The 17,537-nt window shown below is 69.5% G+C and carries 12 protein-coding genes, 1 tRNA gene and 1 rRNA gene; 11 read left to right on the forward strand and 3 right to left on the reverse strand.

The genetic code is table 11. From position 1 onward, the window contains the following. The 4 genes from VFE05_09475 to VFE05_09490 all read left to right on the forward strand — a co-directional run. A partial coding sequence (locus VFE05_09475) for an extracellular solute-binding protein (GenBank protein ID HET6230287.1) occupies positions 1–1,092 on the forward strand: 1,092 nt, incomplete at its 5' end. After that, positions 1,089–2,057 carry a sugar ABC transporter permease gene (locus tag VFE05_09480; GenBank protein HET6230288.1) on the forward strand — a complete coding sequence of 323 codons (969 nt, stop codon included), beginning with the start codon at positions 1,089–1,091 and terminating at the stop codon, positions 2,055–2,057. The genes VFE05_09475 and VFE05_09480, both read left to right, overlap by 4 nt. Beyond that, complete coding sequence (locus tag VFE05_09485) at positions 2,054–2,878, forward strand: carbohydrate ABC transporter permease (protein ID HET6230289.1); 825 nt, start codon at positions 2,054–2,056, stop codon at positions 2,876–2,878. The genes VFE05_09480 and VFE05_09485 overlap by 4 nt, the downstream gene beginning before the upstream one ends. Continuing rightward, positions 2,875–6,156, forward strand: coding sequence for a discoidin domain-containing protein (locus tag VFE05_09490; protein ID HET6230290.1), 3,282 nt, complete (start codon positions 2,875–2,877; stop codon positions 6,154–6,156). The genes VFE05_09485 and VFE05_09490 overlap by 4 nt, the downstream gene beginning before the upstream one ends. A 206-nt stretch (positions 6,157–6,362) precedes the next feature. Here the strand turns inward: VFE05_09490 and VFE05_09495 are convergent, their stop codons facing one another. After that, positions 6,363–7,733 carry a GH1 family beta-glucosidase gene (locus VFE05_09495; GenBank protein ID HET6230291.1) on the reverse strand — a complete coding sequence of 457 codons (1,371 nt, stop codon included), beginning with the start codon at positions 7,731–7,733 and terminating at the stop codon, positions 6,363–6,365. Positions 7,734–7,749: 16 nt separating this feature from the next. On the opposite strand from VFE05_09495, the gene ugpC reads away from it, so the two are divergent. The 7 genes from ugpC to VFE05_09530 all read left to right on the forward strand — a co-directional run bounded on the left by ugpC (position 7,750) and on the right by VFE05_09530 (position 16,964). Further along, positions 7,750–8,868, forward strand: a complete 1,119-nt coding sequence (ugpC, locus tag VFE05_09500) for a sn-glycerol-3-phosphate ABC transporter ATP-binding protein UgpC (protein HET6230292.1) — start codon at positions 7,750–7,752, stop codon at positions 8,866–8,868. Between the two features lie 787 nt (positions 8,869–9,655). Further along, entirely contained in the window at positions 9,656–9,892 is a 237-nt protein-coding gene (locus VFE05_09505; GenBank protein HET6230293.1) for a hypothetical protein, read from the forward strand. 205 nt (positions 9,893–10,097) lie between these two features. After that, complete coding sequence (gene gwsG / locus VFE05_09510; GenBank protein HET6230294.1) at positions 10,098–11,096, forward strand: grasp-with-spasm system ATP-grasp peptide maturase; 999 nt, start codon at positions 10,098–10,100, stop codon at positions 11,094–11,096. Continuing rightward, entirely contained in the window at positions 11,083–11,433 is a 351-nt protein-coding gene (locus VFE05_09515) for a hypothetical protein (protein ID HET6230295.1), read from the forward strand. The genes gwsG and VFE05_09515 overlap by 14 nt, the downstream gene beginning before the upstream one ends. After that, the gene (gene gwsS, locus VFE05_09520) at positions 11,430–12,446 is read left to right on the forward strand and encodes a grasp-with-spasm system SPASM domain peptide maturase (GenBank protein HET6230296.1); all 1,017 of its coding nucleotides are present in this window, start codon (positions 11,430–11,432) and stop codon (positions 12,444–12,446) included. Before VFE05_09515 ends, gwsS begins: the two co-directional genes overlap by 4 nt. A gap of 31 nt (positions 12,447–12,477) precedes the next feature. Continuing rightward, positions 12,478–14,700 carry a peptidase domain-containing ABC transporter gene (locus tag VFE05_09525; protein HET6230297.1) on the forward strand — a complete coding sequence of 741 codons (2,223 nt, stop codon included), beginning with the start codon at positions 12,478–12,480 and terminating at the stop codon, positions 14,698–14,700. Then, positions 14,700–16,964: an HlyD family efflux transporter periplasmic adaptor subunit gene (locus VFE05_09530; protein HET6230298.1), complete on the forward strand. Its 2,265-nt coding sequence runs from the start codon at positions 14,700–14,702 to the stop codon at positions 16,962–16,964. The genes VFE05_09525 and VFE05_09530 overlap by 1 nt, the downstream gene beginning before the upstream one ends. 302 nt (positions 16,965–17,266) lie before the next feature. Here the strand turns inward: VFE05_09530 and VFE05_09535 are convergent. Together VFE05_09535 and VFE05_09540 are read right to left on the reverse strand one after the other, a co-directional pair. Then, positions 17,267–17,340, reverse strand: a tRNA-Ile gene (locus tag VFE05_09535). Positions 17,341–17,440: 100 nt separating this feature from the next. Beyond that, positions 17,441–17,537, reverse strand: a 16S ribosomal RNA gene (locus VFE05_09540); the annotation flags it as partial.

Here is a 17,537-nt window from a genome sequence, read left to right on the forward strand (position 1 = left end):
ACCCCCGACGTGGCGCAGCTGGGCAACACCTGGGTGCCCGAGCTGGCGGCGCTGGACGCGCTGGCTCCCCTCGACGCGCGCGTGGCCGGGGCCGCGGGGGTTCCCCGCGCCGCCTACTTCCCCGGCATCTGGGACACCAACGTGGTGGGCGACACCGTGTACGGCATCCCGTGGTACGTGGACACGCGCGTGCTCTTCTACCGCACCGACCTGCTGAAGCAGGCCGGGTACGACAGCGTTCCGCAGACCTGGGCGGGCTGGACGGAGGCGATGCGGCGCATGCAGGCGCGAATGGGCCCCGGCCAGCACGCCGCGCTGCTGCCCACAAATGAGTGGACGCAGCCGGTGATCTTCGGCCTCCAGACGGGCTCCCCGCTGCTCAAGGACGGAGGGCGCTATGGCGCATTCCGCGAGCCCGCCTTCCGGCGCGCGTTCCGCTTCTACGTGGGCCTCTACCGCCAGGGCCTGGCGCCCGCCGTCTCCAACACGCAGGTCGCCAACCTCTACCAGGAGTTCGAGCGCGGCAACATCGCCATGTACGTCACCGGCCCCTGGAACATCGGCGAGTTCGGCAAGCGACTCCCGCCGTCCATGCAGGACAAGTGGTCCACCGCGCCGCTTCCGGGGCCCAACGGCCCGGGCGAGTCGGTCGCGGGCGGCGCCAGCCTCGTCGTCTTCCGCTCGTCTCCCCACCCGGCCGAGGCGTGGAAGCTGATCGAGTTCCTGTCGCGACCGGAGCAGCAGGTGCGCTTCTACCGGCTCACGGGCGACCTGCCCGCGCGCCGCGAGGCGTGGGCAGACACGGCGCTGGCGAACAACCGCTACGCCGCCGCCTTCCGCACGCAGCTGGAGCGCGTGGTCGCCACGCCCAAGGTGCCGGAGTGGGAGCAGATCGCCGCCAAGATGATCGACCGCGCGGACGCCGCCATCCGCGGCGCACAGACGGAAGACCAGGCGCTCGCCGGCCTGGACGCCGACGTGGACGAGATGCTGTCCAAGCGCCGCTGGCTCCTCACCCGCCGCGCCGCCGCCGCACAGACGAAGCACGCCGCCGCATCGCGTCCGCCAACACGCGCGGAGGTGCGCCCGTGAGCCTCGCCGGCGGCGCGACGGACGTCATGGGCGAAGCAGCCGCGGCGCCACCTCCCGCGCGGAAGAAGCGCGTGGGCCGCGCTTCGCTGGAGACGACGAACGCGGCAGGGTGGATGTTCCTAGCCCCGGCGCTCATCCTGATCGGCATCTTCTTCTTACTACCGGTCGTCGCCTCGCTGCTGCTGAGCGTGAGCGATTTCGACATCTACGCCGTCGGAGATCCCTCGAACGCGCGATTCGTGGGCGCGGCCAACTACGGGCGGCTACTGCACTCGGCAGACTTCTGGGTCGCGCTGCGGAACACCTTCTACTTCGCACTGGTGGGCGGGCCGCTCACCGTGGCCGCGTCGCTCGGCGCCGCCCTGCTGGTCAATACAAAGCTGGCGCGGTTCAAGGGCTTCTTCCGCACGGTGTACTTCATCCCCTTCGTCACCACGCTGGTCGCCGTGGCCATCGTGTGGCGCTACCTGTACCACCCGCGCTACGGGCTCATCAACTACGCGCTGGGCGCCGCGGGCCTGCACGGGGCGGACTGGCTGGGCGACCCGCGGTGGGCGCTGCCCGCCATCATCGTCATGTCGGTGTGGAAGAACTTCGGCTACAACATGCTCATCTTCATCGCCGGCCTGCAGAGCATTCCCGGCGAGCTGTACGAGGCCGCCGAGCTGGACGGCGCGGGCCCCGTGCGCCGCTTCCGCCACGTCACCGTGCCCATGCTGGGGCCCACGCTGCTCTTCGTGGCGGTCATCACCCTCATCGGCTACTTCCAACTCTTCGCCGAGCCGTACGTGATGACGCAGGGCGGCCCGCTGCGCAGCACCACCAGCGTGGTCCTCCTCATGTACGAGGAAGGCTTCCGCTGGTGGCGCATGGGCTACGCCGCCGCGCTCGCCTTCGTGCTCTTCATCGTCATGCTGCTGTGGACGTTCATCCAGGCGCGCGTGCAGCGCTGGAGCACGTCGTGAGGCGGCCGCGGCTCGCCGTGTGGGGCGTGCACGCGGCGCTCGTGCTGGGCGCCCTCGCCGCCATGCTGCCCATGCTGTGGATGGTCTCCGCCTCGCTCATGCCGAGCGGGGAGGCGAGCACGTTCCCGCCGCGTCTCTTCCCGCGCACGGTGACGTTCGTGCACTACGGCGAGCTGTTCACACGGCTCAACCTGGGGCGCGGCCTGGCGAACAGCGCGTTCGTCTCGCTGGTCGTCACGGCGGTCTCGCTCGTCATCAACTCCATGGCGGGCTATGCGTTCGCCAAGCTGCGGTTCCGCGGGCGCGACCAGGCGTTCAAGCTGCTCGTCACCGGCCTCGTGATCCCCGTGCAGGTGAGCATGCTTCCGCTCTTCCTGCTCATGAAGAACCTGCACCTCATCAACACCTACGCGGGCGTCATCATCCCGTCGCTCGCCAGCATCTTCGGCATCTTCCTCATCCGCCAGTACGCGCAGTCGGTGCCGGACGAGCTGCTCGACGCGGCACGCATAGACGGCGCGGGCGAGCTGCGCATCTACTTCAGCATCGTCGTCCCCGTCATCCGCCCCATCCTGGCCACGCTCGCCATCTGGACCTTCCTGACCACGTGGAACGACTTCATGTGGCCCCTCATCGTGCTCAGCGACGAGTCGCGCTACACGCTGCCCGTGGCGCTCGCATCCCTCGTGGGCGAGCACGTGCAGGACACCGAGCTGATGATGGCGGGCTCGGTGCTCACCATCTTCCCCGTCCTCCTCGTCTTTCTCGTGCTCCAGCGCTACTACGTGGAGGGCGTGATGATGGGAAGCGTGAAGGGATGAACTCGCTTCGGGAGATGCACGGCGGGACGGCGTCGGTCGATGCGCGGCCATCGACCGTTCGGATGATGCTCCGCGCCGTCCTCCTCACCGCGCTTCTCGCCGGGGGATGCGCGACGACTCACGGGCCGCCGGTGCCCGGCCCCACCGCTCCCGCGATCATCAAGGATTTCGCGGGTCCGCTCGTCCGCGTCCTGGACGGCTTCGATTCGATCGCCGTGTGGAAGGCGGCGCCTTCGGACGGCGTCTCGCTCGCGCTCTCTGCCGATTCTGGCTTCGACGGGCGGGCGATGCGGATGGACGTCGACTTCCACGGGGGCGGCGGGTACGCAGTCGCGCACCGCGCGTTGCCGCTGGACCTGCCGGAGAACTACGAGATCTCGTTCCGCATCCGCGGCACGGTTCCGCCGAACAACCTGGAGTTCAAGCTCATCGACTCCACCGGCGACAACGTCTGGTGGGTGAACCGCCGCGACTTCGTGTTCTCGCCCGATTGGACGCGCGTGGTGATCCGGAAGCGCGACGTGCAGTTCGCCTGGGGCCCGCTCGGCGGCGGCGATCTGATGCACGTGGCGGCGCTGGAGTTCGCCGTGACGGCAGGCAGCGGTGGAAAAGGCAGCGTGTGGATCGACGAGCTGGACATCTCCCCGCGCGAGCCCATCCGCCCGTACGACGCGACGCCGGCCGTCACCGCGACGTCCTCAGCCGGCGGGAGCGCGGCGGGCGCGGCGATGGACGGCGACTCGGTCACGGCCTGGCGCAGCGGCGCGGGCGAGACGCAGTCGCTCACCATCGACTTCCAGCGGATGCGCGAGCTCGGCGGGCTGACGGTGGATTGGGATGCGGCGGACTTCGCGCGGTTCTACGAGGTCCGCACCTCGGCCGACGGCGAGCGGTGGGAGAAGGTCTACAACGTCGCGAACGGCGATGGCAGGCGCGACCACATTTACCTGCCCGACACGGAGGCACGCTTAGTCCGCCTGGACATGGCGGAGAGCAGCCGCCGCCAGGGCTACGCGGTGCGCGAGATCGCGGTGAAGCCGCTGGAGTGGTCGGCCACGCGCAACGACTTCTTCGCCCACGTCGCAGCCGATGCGCCGCGCGGTGACTACCCGCGCTACCTGCTGAACCAGCAATCGTACTGGACCGTCGTCGGCGTCGATAGCGACTCCGCCGAGGCGCTGCTGAACGAGGACGGCGCCATCGAGACGGGCAAATCCCAGCCGTCGCTGGAGCCTTTCGTCCGCTCCGCCGGCCGCCTCGTCACCTGGGCGGACGTGCGGACCACCCAATCGCTCGCCGCCGGCTATCTCCCGATCCCGTCGGTGCATTGGACGACGGATTCGCTCGCCCTCACCGTCACCGCCTTCGCCGCCGGCGAGCCGGGCGCCTCCTCCGTCTACGCGCGCTACCGGCTGGAGAACCGCGGGAAGACGCTGCGGACGGACACGCTCTACCTCGCGGTCCGCCCGTTCCAGGTGAATCCGTCGTGGCAGTTCCTCAACACGCCCGGCGGCGTCGCTACGTTGAACGACGTGGGCTGGACGGGAGATGCGGTGACGCTCGGCGGCTCGCCGCGCATCTACCCGCTCACCCGCCCCGCCGCGTTCGGCGCCGCCACGTTCGACCAGGGCGGCATCGTCTCCCGCCTCCGCCGCGGCGAGCTTCCGGCCCAGCAGGTGATCCATGACGAGACCGGCGGCGCATCCGCCGCCCTCGCCTATCCGCTCACGCTGCGGTCCGGCGAGGCGCGCGACGTCTGGATCGCCGTGCCGCTCCACGCGACGAAGCCGGCGCTCGCATCAGCCGCATCTCCAGAAGAAGCCTCCGCATCCGCCGCGGCGCTGATGTCGGCGACGGAGCGCGCGTGGGCGGCGAAGCTGAACGTGGTCCGCATCGGCCTGCCGCCGTCGGGACGTGAGATCGCGGACGCGATTCGCAGCAACCTCGCGTACGTGCTCATCAACCGCGACGGCGCGGGCATCCAGCCGGGCTCGCGCAGCTACGAGCGCTCGTGGATCCGCGACGGCTCGCTCACGTCCGCCGCGCTGCTGCGCCTGGGCCACGCGGACGCCGCCCGCGACTTCGCGGACTGGTACGCGCGCTACCAGTATCCCAGCGGCAAGGTGCCCTGCTGCGTGGACCGGCGCGGCGCCGACCCGGTGCCGGAGAACGACAGCCACGGCGAGCTCATCTACCTCGTCGCCGAGACGGCGCGGCACACCGGCGACCGGGCATTCCTGGAGCGCATGTGGCCGCACGTGAAATCCGCCGTGGCCTACATCGACTCCCTCCACCGCCAGCGCACCACGGCGGAGTATCGGGCGCCGGAGAAGCGCGCCTTCTACGGCCTGCTGCCGCAGTCCATCAGCCACGAAGGCTATTCCGCCAAGCCGCAGCACTCGTACTGGGACGACTTCTTCGCCCTGCGCGGCCTCAAGGACGCAGCGTGGATCGCCACCACTCTCCACAAGCCTGAGGCGGCGCGCTTCGCCCTCCTCCGCGACGAGTTCCGCGCCGACCTGCTCGCCTCCCTCCCCGCGGCGATGCGCATGCACGGCATCGACTACCTGCCGGGATCGGTGGAGCTGGGCGACTTCGACGCGACCTCCACCACCGCGGGCGTCTCCCCGGCGGGCGAGCTGAACGGCCTTCCCCGCCCCGCCCTGGAGCGCACGTTCGAGAAGTACTGGGAGCACTTCACCGCCCGCCGCGACGGCCGCGTCGCCGAAGAGGCGTACACGCCGTACGAGTGGCGCGTCGTCGGCTCCATGCTGCGGCTCGGCTGGAAGCAGCGCGCGCTGGAAGTTGCGGACTTCTTCCTCCGCGACCGCCGCCCCGCCGGGTGGAACGAATGGGCCGAGGTCGTGTGGCGCGACCCGCGCGCGCCGAAGTTCATCGGCGACATGCCGCACACGTGGGTCGGCTCGGACTTCATCCGCTCCGCCCTCGACATGTTCGCCTACGAGACCGACGCGGACGACGCGCTCGTGATCGGCTCCGGAATCCCCGCGAACTGGGTGAATGAGGCGCCGGGCGTCTCCATCCACGGCCTCTCCACGCACTTCGGTCCGCTCGGCTACACCATGCGCGCCACGGGCAGCGTCGTCCGCGTCCGCTTCGACGCCGGCCTGCGCACGCCGCCCGCCGGCATCGTCATCCGCTCACCTCTCGACGCCCCCATCCGCTCCGCCACCGCGGACGGACGCCCCGTGCGCATCGCCGACGGCCGCGAGCTTCGCCTCCCGACCGTCCCCCGCACCGTCGAGATGCGCTACTGAGTATGTATTGCTTCTATCCCGTTGTAGGGGTGCGATTTATCGCATCCGCAACTTCCCGAATGCGAGATGCGTCCGCGCTGCACAAAGGCAACGCGGACGCATCTCGGAAGTGGTTTCAGCGAATGAACGGCGGACCAGCGGGCCCGACATCTACCGAATCGCCCCGTCTCGTCCTCTGCCGGAGAGGACGAAACCCAGCGTCGATGTCACGGCTCGCCCGGCTCATCCTCGTACAGGACCGCGCCGTTCGACCGAATCACCGTGGAGTAGAAGCGGGCACTGGCCTTGGGAGTGCGCTCCTGCGTCTCGTAGTCCACGTGCACGATGCCGAAGCGCTTGGTGTAGCCCAGGCTCCACTCGTAGTTGTCCATGAGCGACCACGCGAAGTACCCGCGCAGGTCCACCCCGGCTTGGATCGCCTCGCGAGCCGCGCGCAGGTGGTCGCGGTAGTACGCCACGCGGAGCGGGTCGTCGATGCGCCCGTTCACCGTCTTCGGCGGGTCGTAGAACGCCGCGCCGTTCTCGGTGATGTACATGGGCAGGCTGCCGTAGCGGTCGCGCACCCACGTGAGCACGTCCGTGAGCGCGGGGGAGTGCACCTCCCAGCCCGTCTCCGTGTAGGTGTGCTCCGGCTGCTTCACGTAGCCCGCGCGCACCGGCAGCGCCGCAGGGTCGTCACGCGTGACGCCGCGGGTGTAGTAGTTGATGCCCAGCCAGTCGATGGGCTGGCGGATCAGCGCCATGTCCTCGGCGCCGAACTCCGGCCACGCCTCGCCGAACACCTCGCGCAGCTCCTCGGGATACGTGCCGAAGAAGACGGGGTCCAGGTACTGCCGGTTCATGTACGCGTCGGCCCGGCGCACCGCGTCCAGGTCCGCCGGCGAGTCGCTCGCGGCCACCTTGGGCTCCAGGTTCACCACCAGGCCGATGCGGTTCTTGCCCTCGGCCCGGTACGCCTGCACCGCCGCGCCGTGGGCACGCATCAGGTTGTGCGTGGCGATGGGCGCCTCGAAGAGGTTGCGGTGGCCGGGCGCCAGGGCGCCGTGCAGGTAGCCGCCGTCGGTGACCACCCACGGCTCGTTGAGGGTCGCCCACATCGTCACGCGGTCGTCCAGCGTGCGGTACGCCTCGCGGGCGTAGTCGGCGAACCAGTTCGCCACGTCTCGGTTCAGCCAGCCGCCGCGGTCGTCCAGCGCCGCCGGCAGGTCCCAGTGGTACAGCGTGACGGCGGGGGCGATGCCGTGCTCCAGCAGCGCGTCCACCAGCCGGTCGTAGAAGGCCAGGCCCGCGGCGTTCACGCGACCCGTGCCCTCCGGCAGCACGCGGCTCCACGACATGCTGAAGCGGTAGGCGGTGAGGCCCAGGTCCGCCATCATCCGCACGTCGTCTCGCCAGCGGCGGTAATGGTCGCAAGCCACGTCGCCCGTCTGCCCCTCGTGCGTGCGGCCCGGCGAGTGGCTGAAGCGCTGCCAGATGCTGGGGCCCGCGCCGTCAGCCAGCGGCGACCCCTCGATCTGGTACGCCGACGTCGCGGCGCCCCAGAGGAACCCTGCGGGAAACTCGCGTGAATCGCTCATCTCGGACTGGAGTCCCATGGCTCGCGTGAAACTGGAAGGTATCCGGAAGACCTATGAAAACGGTTACACAGCGGTCCACGGGATCTCCCTCGATGTAGAGCCGGGAGAGTTCGTGGTGCTGGTGGGTCCCTCGGGCTGCGGCAAGAGCACCACGCTGCGCATGGTGGCCGGGCTGGAGTCCATCTCAGGGGGCACGCTGTCCATCGGCGGGCGCGTGGTCAACGACGTCGCGCCCAAGGACCGCGACATCGCCATGGTGTTCCAGAGCTACGCGCTGTACCCGCACATGACCGTTCGTGACAACCTGGCATTCGCCCTGAAGCTCCGCAAGCTTCCGAAGCCGGACATCGCCGAGCGGGTGAAGCGTGCCGCCGGGCTGCTCTCCATCGAGCCGCTGCTGGACCGCCGCCCCGCCGAGCTGTCCGGCGGCCAGCGCCAGCGCGTCGCCCTGGGCCGCGCGCTCGTGCGCGAGCCGCAGGTGTTCCTCTTCGACGAGCCGCTCTCCAACCTCGACGCCAAGCTGCGCGGGCAGATGCGTAAGGAGATCGCCGCCCTGCACCGCCGCCTCGGCACCACCTCCATCTACGTCACGCACGACCAGACCGAGGCCATGACCATGGGCGACCGCATCGTGGTGATGAACGGCGGCCGCGTCGAGCAGGTGGGGGCGCCGATGGACCTCTACCGCAACCCGGCCAACCGCTTCGTCGCCGGGTTTCTCGGCAGCCCGCCCATGAACTTCCTCGCCGGCCGCCTGGTCCGCGCCGACGGCCCCGCCTTCCTCTCCGCCGACGCAGGATTCCGGCTCCCGCTCGACGCCTCCGTCTCCGCCGTGCTCGGCCAAGCCGATACCCGGCCCGTCGTCCTCGGCATCCGCCCCGAAGACGTCCGTCTGGCGGAGGGAGGTTCGGCAGATGCGCCCCGTCTCGGCCATGTCCCGCTCCTCCTCGAAGCCGCCGAGCCGATGGGTAACGAAACCATCGTCTACCTCCGCGCCGGCGCCGACGAGGTCGTCGCCCGCGTCCCTCCGCGCTCCCTACCCGCCCCCGGCCAGCCCGTCGAAGCCGCCTTCGACCTCGCGCGCCTCCACTTCTTCCACTCGGAGACCGGAGCGAGTCTAACCGCGCTCGGTTGAGCGGGGACGCACTGATCACCGGGCTCCGGGGAATCCCTCGGGGCCCGGTTCAGTCGTGTCCGATACGCCGGAGACGTGCAGAGGCCACACTTCCAGTCGCTATCTTTTCCCGTCCCAAATTCCAAACTGGCTCAGACCCACGCCTAACGACATATCGCATAGCATCCCATACAAAACCCGTGTTTTCCTCGTCCTCCAGAAGCGCCGCCAAAGGCACGAATTACAGGCGTCTAGCTGTACCGTCGTGGAGTTTTGGCGCAACCGCGGCAGCGGCATCAGCTTGCGCAGTAGCGAAATGTTTCCTTGTGCCGGACGATGCACGCGCTCATATTTGGCCGTGAACGACACCCGGATGATGTGACCCACCGCAGTTCGAGGGAGAAGCTCCACACCTCGCGCCCGGCCATACCGGCCCCTGGCGCCTGCCTCTCCCCCACGCGCGGTCCACACTCGCGGCCGCAGCCCAGCGCTTCATCGTGCGCCCCACGCGCACTCACCGTCTAGCGGGACGATCCGGAATCTCTGCCATCGGGCCACCGGCCCGGAGGCAAGCGAGACCTGCGGATCTTCCCGGCCAAGGACACCCGGCGCCTCGTGCACGCCGGGCTCGCGGCGCGCACACCATCACTCACCTTTACGGACTGATTGTGCTGGTGCTCGAAATCGGTTACAGTGGCAGTGGGGCCGCGCGCACGGCACCGTCTGCGACTGTCCGGCAGCCGGGAGATGTGCGGCCCATGGAGAGCCGGCTCGGTGCGCTCCTTTCTTCACCGAAGGAGGAGACCCAATGATCAAGGACCGTGGTACCAACCTGGTCGAGCTGGAATCCCTGAGCAGTGACATGTTCTCCCCCCTGTCCGAGCGCGATGCATCGCTCGTCATCGGCGGCGCGGACATCTACTTCGCGTCGTACAAGCTGGTGTCGGTGGAGGTGTGGGGGATCGTCGACGAAAGCGGCTTCACGCCGATTCTGGAGATCGACACCTACAAGCTGTTCGACGTCGGCGTGATCTACGACGTGTAGCCCGCGGCAGGCAGTGACGCTGCAACCCGTGTGACGAGCGGGCGCAGGACAGGAGGATGCAGGTGCAAGGAGAACCACACCTACGCGTGACCGTGCGCCGCTTCATCCGGAGCGGTGGCTCCCGTGGGCCGTCACATCTCGCAGTTCCCGCAACACCGCCGCTCCCGCTGGCGGATCCGACCCGTCCCCCCGGAACGAGCCTGCGATGATCCTCATCCTCAGCCAGGAAGGGTTCGAGCCCACCACCGAAGAGGTCGCCGAGTGGATCCGGCACCTGGGCGGCGACTGCGTGCGCGTGAACGGCGGCGACGTGGCGGGGGCGGTGCCGCTGGACATGGAGATCGGCGGCGACGCCCCGCTGGTGCGCCTGTGCGTAGGCGGGCGCGAGGTGCACAGCCGCGACGTGCGGGTGGTCTGGCTGTGGCGCTGGCAGAACCGCAAGGACTCGCTGGCCAAGGCCCTGCCCGGCTCCGAGAAGCTGGCCGGCCAGCTCAACGCCCACATGACGGGAGAGTCCAACGCGGTGTCGCGCGCCTTCTTCTCCCTCTTCAGCCACGCCCGCTGGCTCAACCGGCCGGACGACGCGGCGCTCAGCAAGATCCACGCGCTCCACGCCGCCGCCCAGGCGGGGCTGGAGGTGCCCGCCACGCTGGTCACCAACCGCCGCAGCGAGATCGAGCGCTTCCGCGAGCGCCACGGCCGCGTGATCACCAAGAGCATCGGCGAGATCGGGACCTTCGACGTCGGCAGCAGGGTGTACGGCCTCTACACCGCCCGTGTGACCGAGGACGACACGGCCAGCCTGCCCGAGACGGTCTTCCCCTCGCTCCTCCAGGAGCTGGTGGAGAAGGAGTTCGAGGTCCGCGCCTTCTACCTGAACGGGCGCGTGTACTCCATGGCGATCTTCTCCCAGGCAGACCAGCGCACCGCGGTGGACCTCCGCCACTACGACGCGCAGCGCCCCAATCGCATGGTGCCGTACCGGCTGCCGCTCGAGGTGGAGGAAGGGCTGGGCCGGATGATGTCGTCGCTCGGCCTCTCCACTGGCTCGGCCGACCTGATCCGGACGCCCGACGGCCGCCACGTCTTCCTCGAGGTAAACCCGTCCGGCCAGTTCGGGATGGTGTCCACTCCCTGCAACTACCACCTGCCCCGCATACTCGCCGAGCACCTGATGGCGGAGGACGAAGATGTCGCTCGCTGAAGCCGCGGCCGTCCCGGTCCCGCACGTCGTCGCTCCCCTGCCGGCGCAGCAAGCCGCGGCGCTTCCGTCGGACGAGCCCGCCGCGGGGCAGGCCACGGCCGCCGTTCATCCGTCCGCCGTCCATCCCGCCGCGGCGCCGGCGTTCCTCGACGAGCTCCCGCCGGAGATGGTGGACGCGGCGCGCCTGCCGCTCTCGTACCGCCTCGCGACCCTCATGCCGTTCGACGGCGCGGCTTCCACGCAGCGCGCCACCCCGGACCCTGGGCAGACGGGCGCGCTGCTGGCGTGCAACCCGTTCTACAAGCCCATCTCCCGCTGCGTGGGAGGCCGGGGATGACGGAGCGCCGGCGCGTCTTCCGCCTCTTCGCCTGCTGCGTGGCTGTGCGCGGCGCGCGCCGCAGCACCGTGTGCGACCTCCAGCGCCGGACGTACGACCTGATCCCCAACGGCCTGCACGACCTCCTCACCGTCCACGCCGACAGCACGCTCGACGAGATCAGGGCGCTCTTCCCGCCGGAGACGCACGCGCGGATCGACGAGTACTTCGGGTTCCTGGAGCGCAAGGAGTACGGCTTCTGGTGCGACGACCCGGACGCGTTCCCGCCCCTGGATCCCGAGTGGGACCGCCCGCAGCGCATCACCAACGCGATCATCGACGTGGACGCCGGCTCGCGCCACGACTTCGCGGACCTGCTGCGCCAGCTCGACGACCTGGGCTGCGCCGCGGTGCAGGTGCGCTGGTTCGCGCCCGTGTCGCTGGAGGAGCTGGAGACGGTGCTGAAGCAGACGTACAGCCGCCGGCTGCGTTCGGTGGAGCTGCTGCTGCCGTGGAACGCGGGATGGGAGCCGGGCGCGCTCCACGCTCTCTGCCTGCGCCACGTGCGGGTGAGCGGCGTCGTCGTGCACTCCGCGCCCGAAGCGAGCGCCGAGGTGGTGGACGGCGCGCGCATCCCCCTCTTCCACCGCACCGAGGTGATCGACTCGCACGCGCACTGCGGGCAGGTGAGCCCCGAGTGGTTCTCGGTGTCGATGGCCGGCTTCCTCGAGGCCCGGTCGTTCAACTCGTGCCTCAACCGCAAGATCTCGGTAGACGCCGCTGGCGAGATCCGCAACTGCCCGTCGCTGCCGCGCTCGTTCGGCAACGCGGCCGACACCTCGCTGGTCTCCGCCCTCATGCAGGCCGAGTTCCGCGAGCTGTGGGAGATCAACAAAGACCAGGTGGAGGTGTGCCGCGACTGCGAGTTCCGCTACGTGTGCACCGACTGCCGCGCTTTCGTCGCCACGCCCGGCGACCGCCTCTCCAAGCCGTCCAAGTGCTCGTACGATCCCTACGCCGCCCGCTGGGCCTGAGCCCCGCCGCGTTCCCCCTGCCGCAGCAGCGATGACCACCCTCCTCGACCGCCGCCTGCACCTGGGCAAGTCGTTCCCGGTGTACCGCCAGCACGACGCCAAGGACTGCGGGCCCACCTGCCTGCGCATGGTGGCCAGCTTCCACGGCCGCCGCTTCTCGCTCCAGTACCTGCGCGACCGCAGCTACATCGACCGCCAGGGCGTGTCGCTGCTGGGCATCGCCTACGCGGCCGAGAGCATCGGCTTCCGCACCCGCTGCGCGCGCGTGTCCATGGAGCATTTCCTGGAGCACGCGCCGCTGCCCTGCATCGTGCACTGGCGGCAGAACCACTTCGTGGTCGTGCACGCGGTGGGCAACGGCAAGGTGCGCATCGCCGACCCGGCGCAGGGCGAGGCCACGCTCACCGTCGACGAGTTCCGCCGGGCCTGGGCATCGAACAACGTGGCGGGCCGCGACGCGGGCATCGTGCTCCTACTCCAGCCCACGCCCGACTTCTTCTCGCGCGCGGACCAGGAGCCCACCAAGCGGCGGCAGCTTGGGTTCATGTTCTCGTACCTGCGGGGGTTCGCGCCCTTCTTCCGGCAGGTGGTGCTGGGGATGTTCGTGGCCGCCGTGCTGCAGCTCATCTTCCCCTTCCTGACACAGGCGATCGTCGACAACGGCATCGCCACGCAGAACCTGAAGTTCGTGAACGCGGTGCTGGTCGCGCAGCTCGCGTTGTTCATGAGCCAGACGGTGGTGGAGTTCATCCGCAACCGCATCCTCTTCCACGTGGGGACGCGGGTGTACGTGTCGGTCATCAGCGACTTCCTCATCAAGCTGATGAAGCTGCCGCTGCCCTTCTTCGACACGCGCACGGTGGGCGACATCCTGCAGCGCATCCAGGACCACACCCGCATCCAGCAGTTCGTGACGGCCAGCACGCTGAACGTGATCTTCTCGTTCTTCACGCTCATCATCTTCAGCGGCGTGCTGGTGATGTACAGCCCCATCCTGGGCGCGGTGTTCCTGGTGGGCAGCGTGCTGCACGTGGCCTGGGTGCTGGCCTTCCTGCCCCGCCGCAAGCAGCTGGACTACCTGCGCTTCGCCGAGATGTCGGCCAACCAGAGCACGCTGGTGGAGCTCGTTCACGGGATGCAGGAGATCAAGCTCGCCAACGCCGAGCAGCAGCGCCGCTGGGGCTGGGAGCAGGTTCAGGCCCGCCTCTTCAAGGTCAGCCTGCGCGGCCTCTCGCTCTCGCAGATGGAGGAGGCCGGGGCCGGCTTCCTCAACCAGCTCAAGAACATCACGCTCACCTTCCTGGCCGCCAAGATGGTGATCGACGGCGAGCTGACGCTGGGCATGCTGCTCTCCGTGCAGTTCATCGTCGGCCAGCTCAACACCCCCCTCGCCCAGCTCATCTCCTTCGCGCAGTCCGCCCAGGACGCCAAGATCTCGCTGGACCGCCTGGCCGAGATCCACCAGCACGAGAACGAAGAGGACCCCGGCCAGAAGATCCAGGCGCTCCCCGACAGCCGCGCGCTTTCGCTGCGCAGCGTCTCGTTCCACTACGGCGGCCCGCTGTCCGAGATGGTGCTGGGCGACCTGGACCTGGACATCCCCGAAGGCAAGGTGACCGCCATCGTGGGGCCCAGCGGCAGCGGCAAGAGCACGCTGCTGAAGCTGCTGCTCAAGTTCTACGACCCCGTGCGCGGAGAGATCATGCTGGGGCACACGCCGCTGCGGAACCTGTCGGCGCGCGCGCTCCGCCTGCGCTGCGGCGTGGTGATGCAGGACGGCCACATCTTCGCCGACACGGTAGCCGCCAACATCACCGCCGGCCACGAGGAGATCGACCGCGGGCGGCTGCTGTACGCCGCGCGCATGGCCGACATCGACCAGTTCGTGCAGGGGCTGCCGATGGGCTACAATACGCGCATCGGCCGCGAGGGGATCGGGATGAGCGCGGGGCAGAAGCAGCGCGTGCTCATCGCCCGCGCCAACTACAAGGACCCCGACTTCCTCTTCTTCGACGAGGCTACCAGCGCGCTCGACGCCAACACCGAGCGCCGCATCGTGGACAACCTTCAGCAGTTCTTCCGCGGGCGCACCGTGGTCGTCATCGCCCACCGCCTGAGCACCGTGAAGAACGCCGACCAGATCGTGGTGCTGGACGGCGGCCGGATCACCGAGCGCGGCACCCACGCCGAGTTGGCGGCGCTGCGCGGAAGCTACTTCGAGCTGGTGAAGAACCAGCTGGAGCTGGGCGACTGATGGCCACCGACGAACGCGCTCCCTCGACCACGCCCGGCGCGGCACTGCCCGCCGGCGCCCCTCTCTCCCCGCCGGCAGGCGCGAGCAGGCCGCACCTCACCAGCGCCACGGGCGAGCGAGTCGAGCTTCCACCGGAGGTGCTGGCGAAGCTGATGGCGGCCGACGGATCCGGGGGGACAGTGGAGATCGACCGGCCCGACGGGACGCGAATGACCGTCCGGCTCCCGCCGGGTGCCCGCCTCCCCGCCGCGGCCGCGGGCGGGAGCGTGACGCTCGTTTCGCGCGACGCATCGTCTCTCTCCAACGGATTGTCGTCCGACAGCAGCGGGGTGCACGAGGCCGAAGCGCCGGTGATGTACCGCCGGACCAGCGCCGAGCGGTATTCCTCAGCCGCGGCCGATGCGCCGCCGTCCTCCTCTGGAGCAGCCGACACGCTCGCGGACGCGGACGTGGACGACGCGATCGCCGCCGCCGCGCTGGGCGCGCTGGAGCCCGGCTCCGCGGGTCGCCAGCGCCAGTCGCGCGTGGTAGCGATCCCGGAGCCGCCGGCGCCAGCCGCCTCACCTGTCCGCACCGAGGCAGCCGAAGCCACAGCCGCAGTGCACGCCGTGCAGGCTGTCCGCCCGCCGTCGACCATCGCGACTCCGGCGCCGTCCGAAACCGTCACGCCGATCATCCCACCCCCTCCCGTGCCGGTCCAAGCTGCGGCGACCGCGCCTGTCGAAACGCCCATTCCAACCCGAAGGGCGACGCGGGTCCAGGAAGTCACTTCCGCGGAAGCTCCGTCGACGGAGATGGCTGCGGTGTCGCCCCCGGCTGCCGAGGCGCCCGTTCTGCCTGCCGCGCCCACTGGACCTTCCGCACCCGCTGAGGCGCCGGCTCGGGAGATGAACACCGGCGGCGACCACGGGCTGGGCGACGAAGGTCCGGGCACGCACACGTCGATGGACCGGGCGGATGCGGCGAACACCGAGATGCGCAGCGAAGAGATCGACGAGATCCTCACGAGCATGCCGGGAGGGCTGCTGCGCTGGGGGAGCACGGCCGTGTTCACCACGCTGCTCGTGCTGCTGGGGATCACCTGGTACATCCGCTATCCGGACGTGGTGATGGGGCGCGTGTCGCTCACCACGCTCACGCCGCCCGTGCGCGTGGTCTCGCACGCCGCTGGCGAGGTGGCGCGCGTCTTCGTGGCCGACCGCACGCCCGTGCACACCGGCGACCCGCTCCTGCTCCTGAAGAGCCCCGCCGACTACAACGACGTCGCGCGGCTCTCCGCCGCCCTTGACCGGCTGGAACCCGCGCTCCAGCGCGCCGGCCCGCTGCCGGACCTCACCTTCGACCACCCTCTCCTGCTGGGTGAGGTGCAGGGGCCCTACTCCGCGTTCCAGCAGGCATTCTCAGACTACCGCACGCTGCTGGCGGACCCGTTCTACGCGCAGAAGGTGGCGGCCCTCCAGGCGCAGATCGCCAACCTGGAGCAGCTCCGCGAGCGGCTGAAGGCGCAGCAGCAGCTCCTGGACGAGCAGCTCGCCCTCGCGGACCGGAACCGCGACCGCAGCCGGCAGCTGGGCACGCAGAACCTCTCGTCCTCCGCCGACGTGGACGCGGCCGAGCAGCAGTACCTCCAGCAGCGCTATGCGGGCGAGAACGGCCGCACCGCGACCACCAACAACGAGATCCAGCTCGCCGCCCAGCGTTCGGCCCTGCTGGACCTCCAGCAGCGCCGTGCGGACGACGGGCAGCGCATGCTGGTGGGCTTGCGCAATGCACAGCACAGCCTGCGCGGTGCCCTCTCGGCCTGGGAGCAGAACTATCTTCCCCGCAGCCCCGTGTCGGGCACGGCGTCGTTCTTCCGCGACCTGCACGAGAACCAGTTCGTGGCCGCGCAGGAGCCGCTGGTGGCCGTGCTCCCGTCGGGCGGCGCCATCGTGGGCCGCGTCACCCTCGCCGGCGAAGGGGCGGGCAAGGTCCGGATTGGTCAGCGGGTGATCCTGCACCTGGACAACTTCCCCTACAAGGAATACGGCTCGGTCGAGGGCCGCGTGACACGTATCTCGCAGCTCGGCTTCGAGCAGACGCAGGGCCAGCAGCAGGCGTTCGGCTACCAGGCAGAGGTCACCCTCCCCCGCGGCCTCGTCACCACGTACGGTCGCCGCCTCGCATTCACTCAGGAGATGCGCGGCGAGGTCCAGGTCGTCACCGAAGACATCCGCCTCATCGGCCGAGTCTTCAACCAGATCCGCTCCCTCCGCGAGCTGTAGCGCCGCCGGCTGCCCGGAAGACGAAGACCGGCGCCCACGGGTGCCGGTCCTCTCCTCGTTTGCGCGGGGTCCAATGACGTGATAACGGCGTGTTCAGATGCGTGCGGCACGTCAACGGTGCGAGGATCGATGAGACACTGGCAGAGGCGAGGCGGCAGATGCAATGCAGACCTCCCGACGGGAGAATTCTGGACGCACCAACACGGAATTCGAAGGATACCGCCTTCCGTCCCGCCGAGGGGTACGGCATGGACGCAAAAAGCCCCGGCAGCAGATGCTACCGGGGCTTTCAAGTTCCCAGGTGGGCCTGGGCCGATTCGAACGGCCGACCTCACGCTTATCAGGCGTGCGCTCTAACCAACTGAGCTACAGGCCCAGAGAAACCAGAGAGGGATGTCTATACGGGTCGACCTGTGAGGACGTTCCGCGCCTGCGCTGCTCCGAGGAGCCTCGCTTGCGCTTACTGGTCGCTCCAGAAAGGAGGTGATCCAGCCGCAGGTTCCCCTACGGCTACCTTGTTACGACTTCGCCCCAGTCACCGAGCTCGCCTTCGGCGGCTCCCTCCCCGAAGGG

This window comes from Longimicrobiaceae bacterium (assembly GCA_035696245.1).
Taxonomy (GTDB): domain Bacteria; phylum Gemmatimonadota; class Gemmatimonadetes; order Longimicrobiales; family Longimicrobiaceae; genus DASRQW01.

Excerpts from the sequence above, each read along its gene's own strand:
- VFE05_09490 (HET6230290.1), top strand. The coding sequence starts at position 2,875 with ATGAACTCGCTTCGGGAGATGCACGGCGGGACGGCGTCGGTCGATGCG.
- VFE05_09495 (HET6230291.1), bottom strand. The coding sequence starts at position 7,733 with ATGAGCGATTCACGCGAGTTTCCCGCAGGGTTCCTCTGGGGCGCCGCG.
- ugpC (HET6230292.1), top strand. The coding sequence starts at position 7,750 with ATGGCTCGCGTGAAACTGGAAGGTATCCGGAAGACCTATGAAAACGGT.
- VFE05_09505 (HET6230293.1), top strand. The coding sequence starts at position 9,656 with ATGATCAAGGACCGTGGTACCAACCTGGTCGAGCTGGAATCCCTGAGC.
- gwsG (HET6230294.1), top strand. The coding sequence starts at position 10,098 with ATGATCCTCATCCTCAGCCAGGAAGGGTTCGAGCCCACCACCGAAGAG.
- VFE05_09515 (HET6230295.1), top strand. The coding sequence starts at position 11,083 with ATGTCGCTCGCTGAAGCCGCGGCCGTCCCGGTCCCGCACGTCGTCGCT.
- gwsS (HET6230296.1), top strand. The coding sequence starts at position 11,430 with ATGACGGAGCGCCGGCGCGTCTTCCGCCTCTTCGCCTGCTGCGTGGCT.
- VFE05_09525 (HET6230297.1), top strand. The coding sequence starts at position 12,478 with ATGACCACCCTCCTCGACCGCCGCCTGCACCTGGGCAAGTCGTTCCCG.
- VFE05_09530 (HET6230298.1), top strand. The coding sequence starts at position 14,700 with ATGGCCACCGACGAACGCGCTCCCTCGACCACGCCCGGCGCGGCACTG.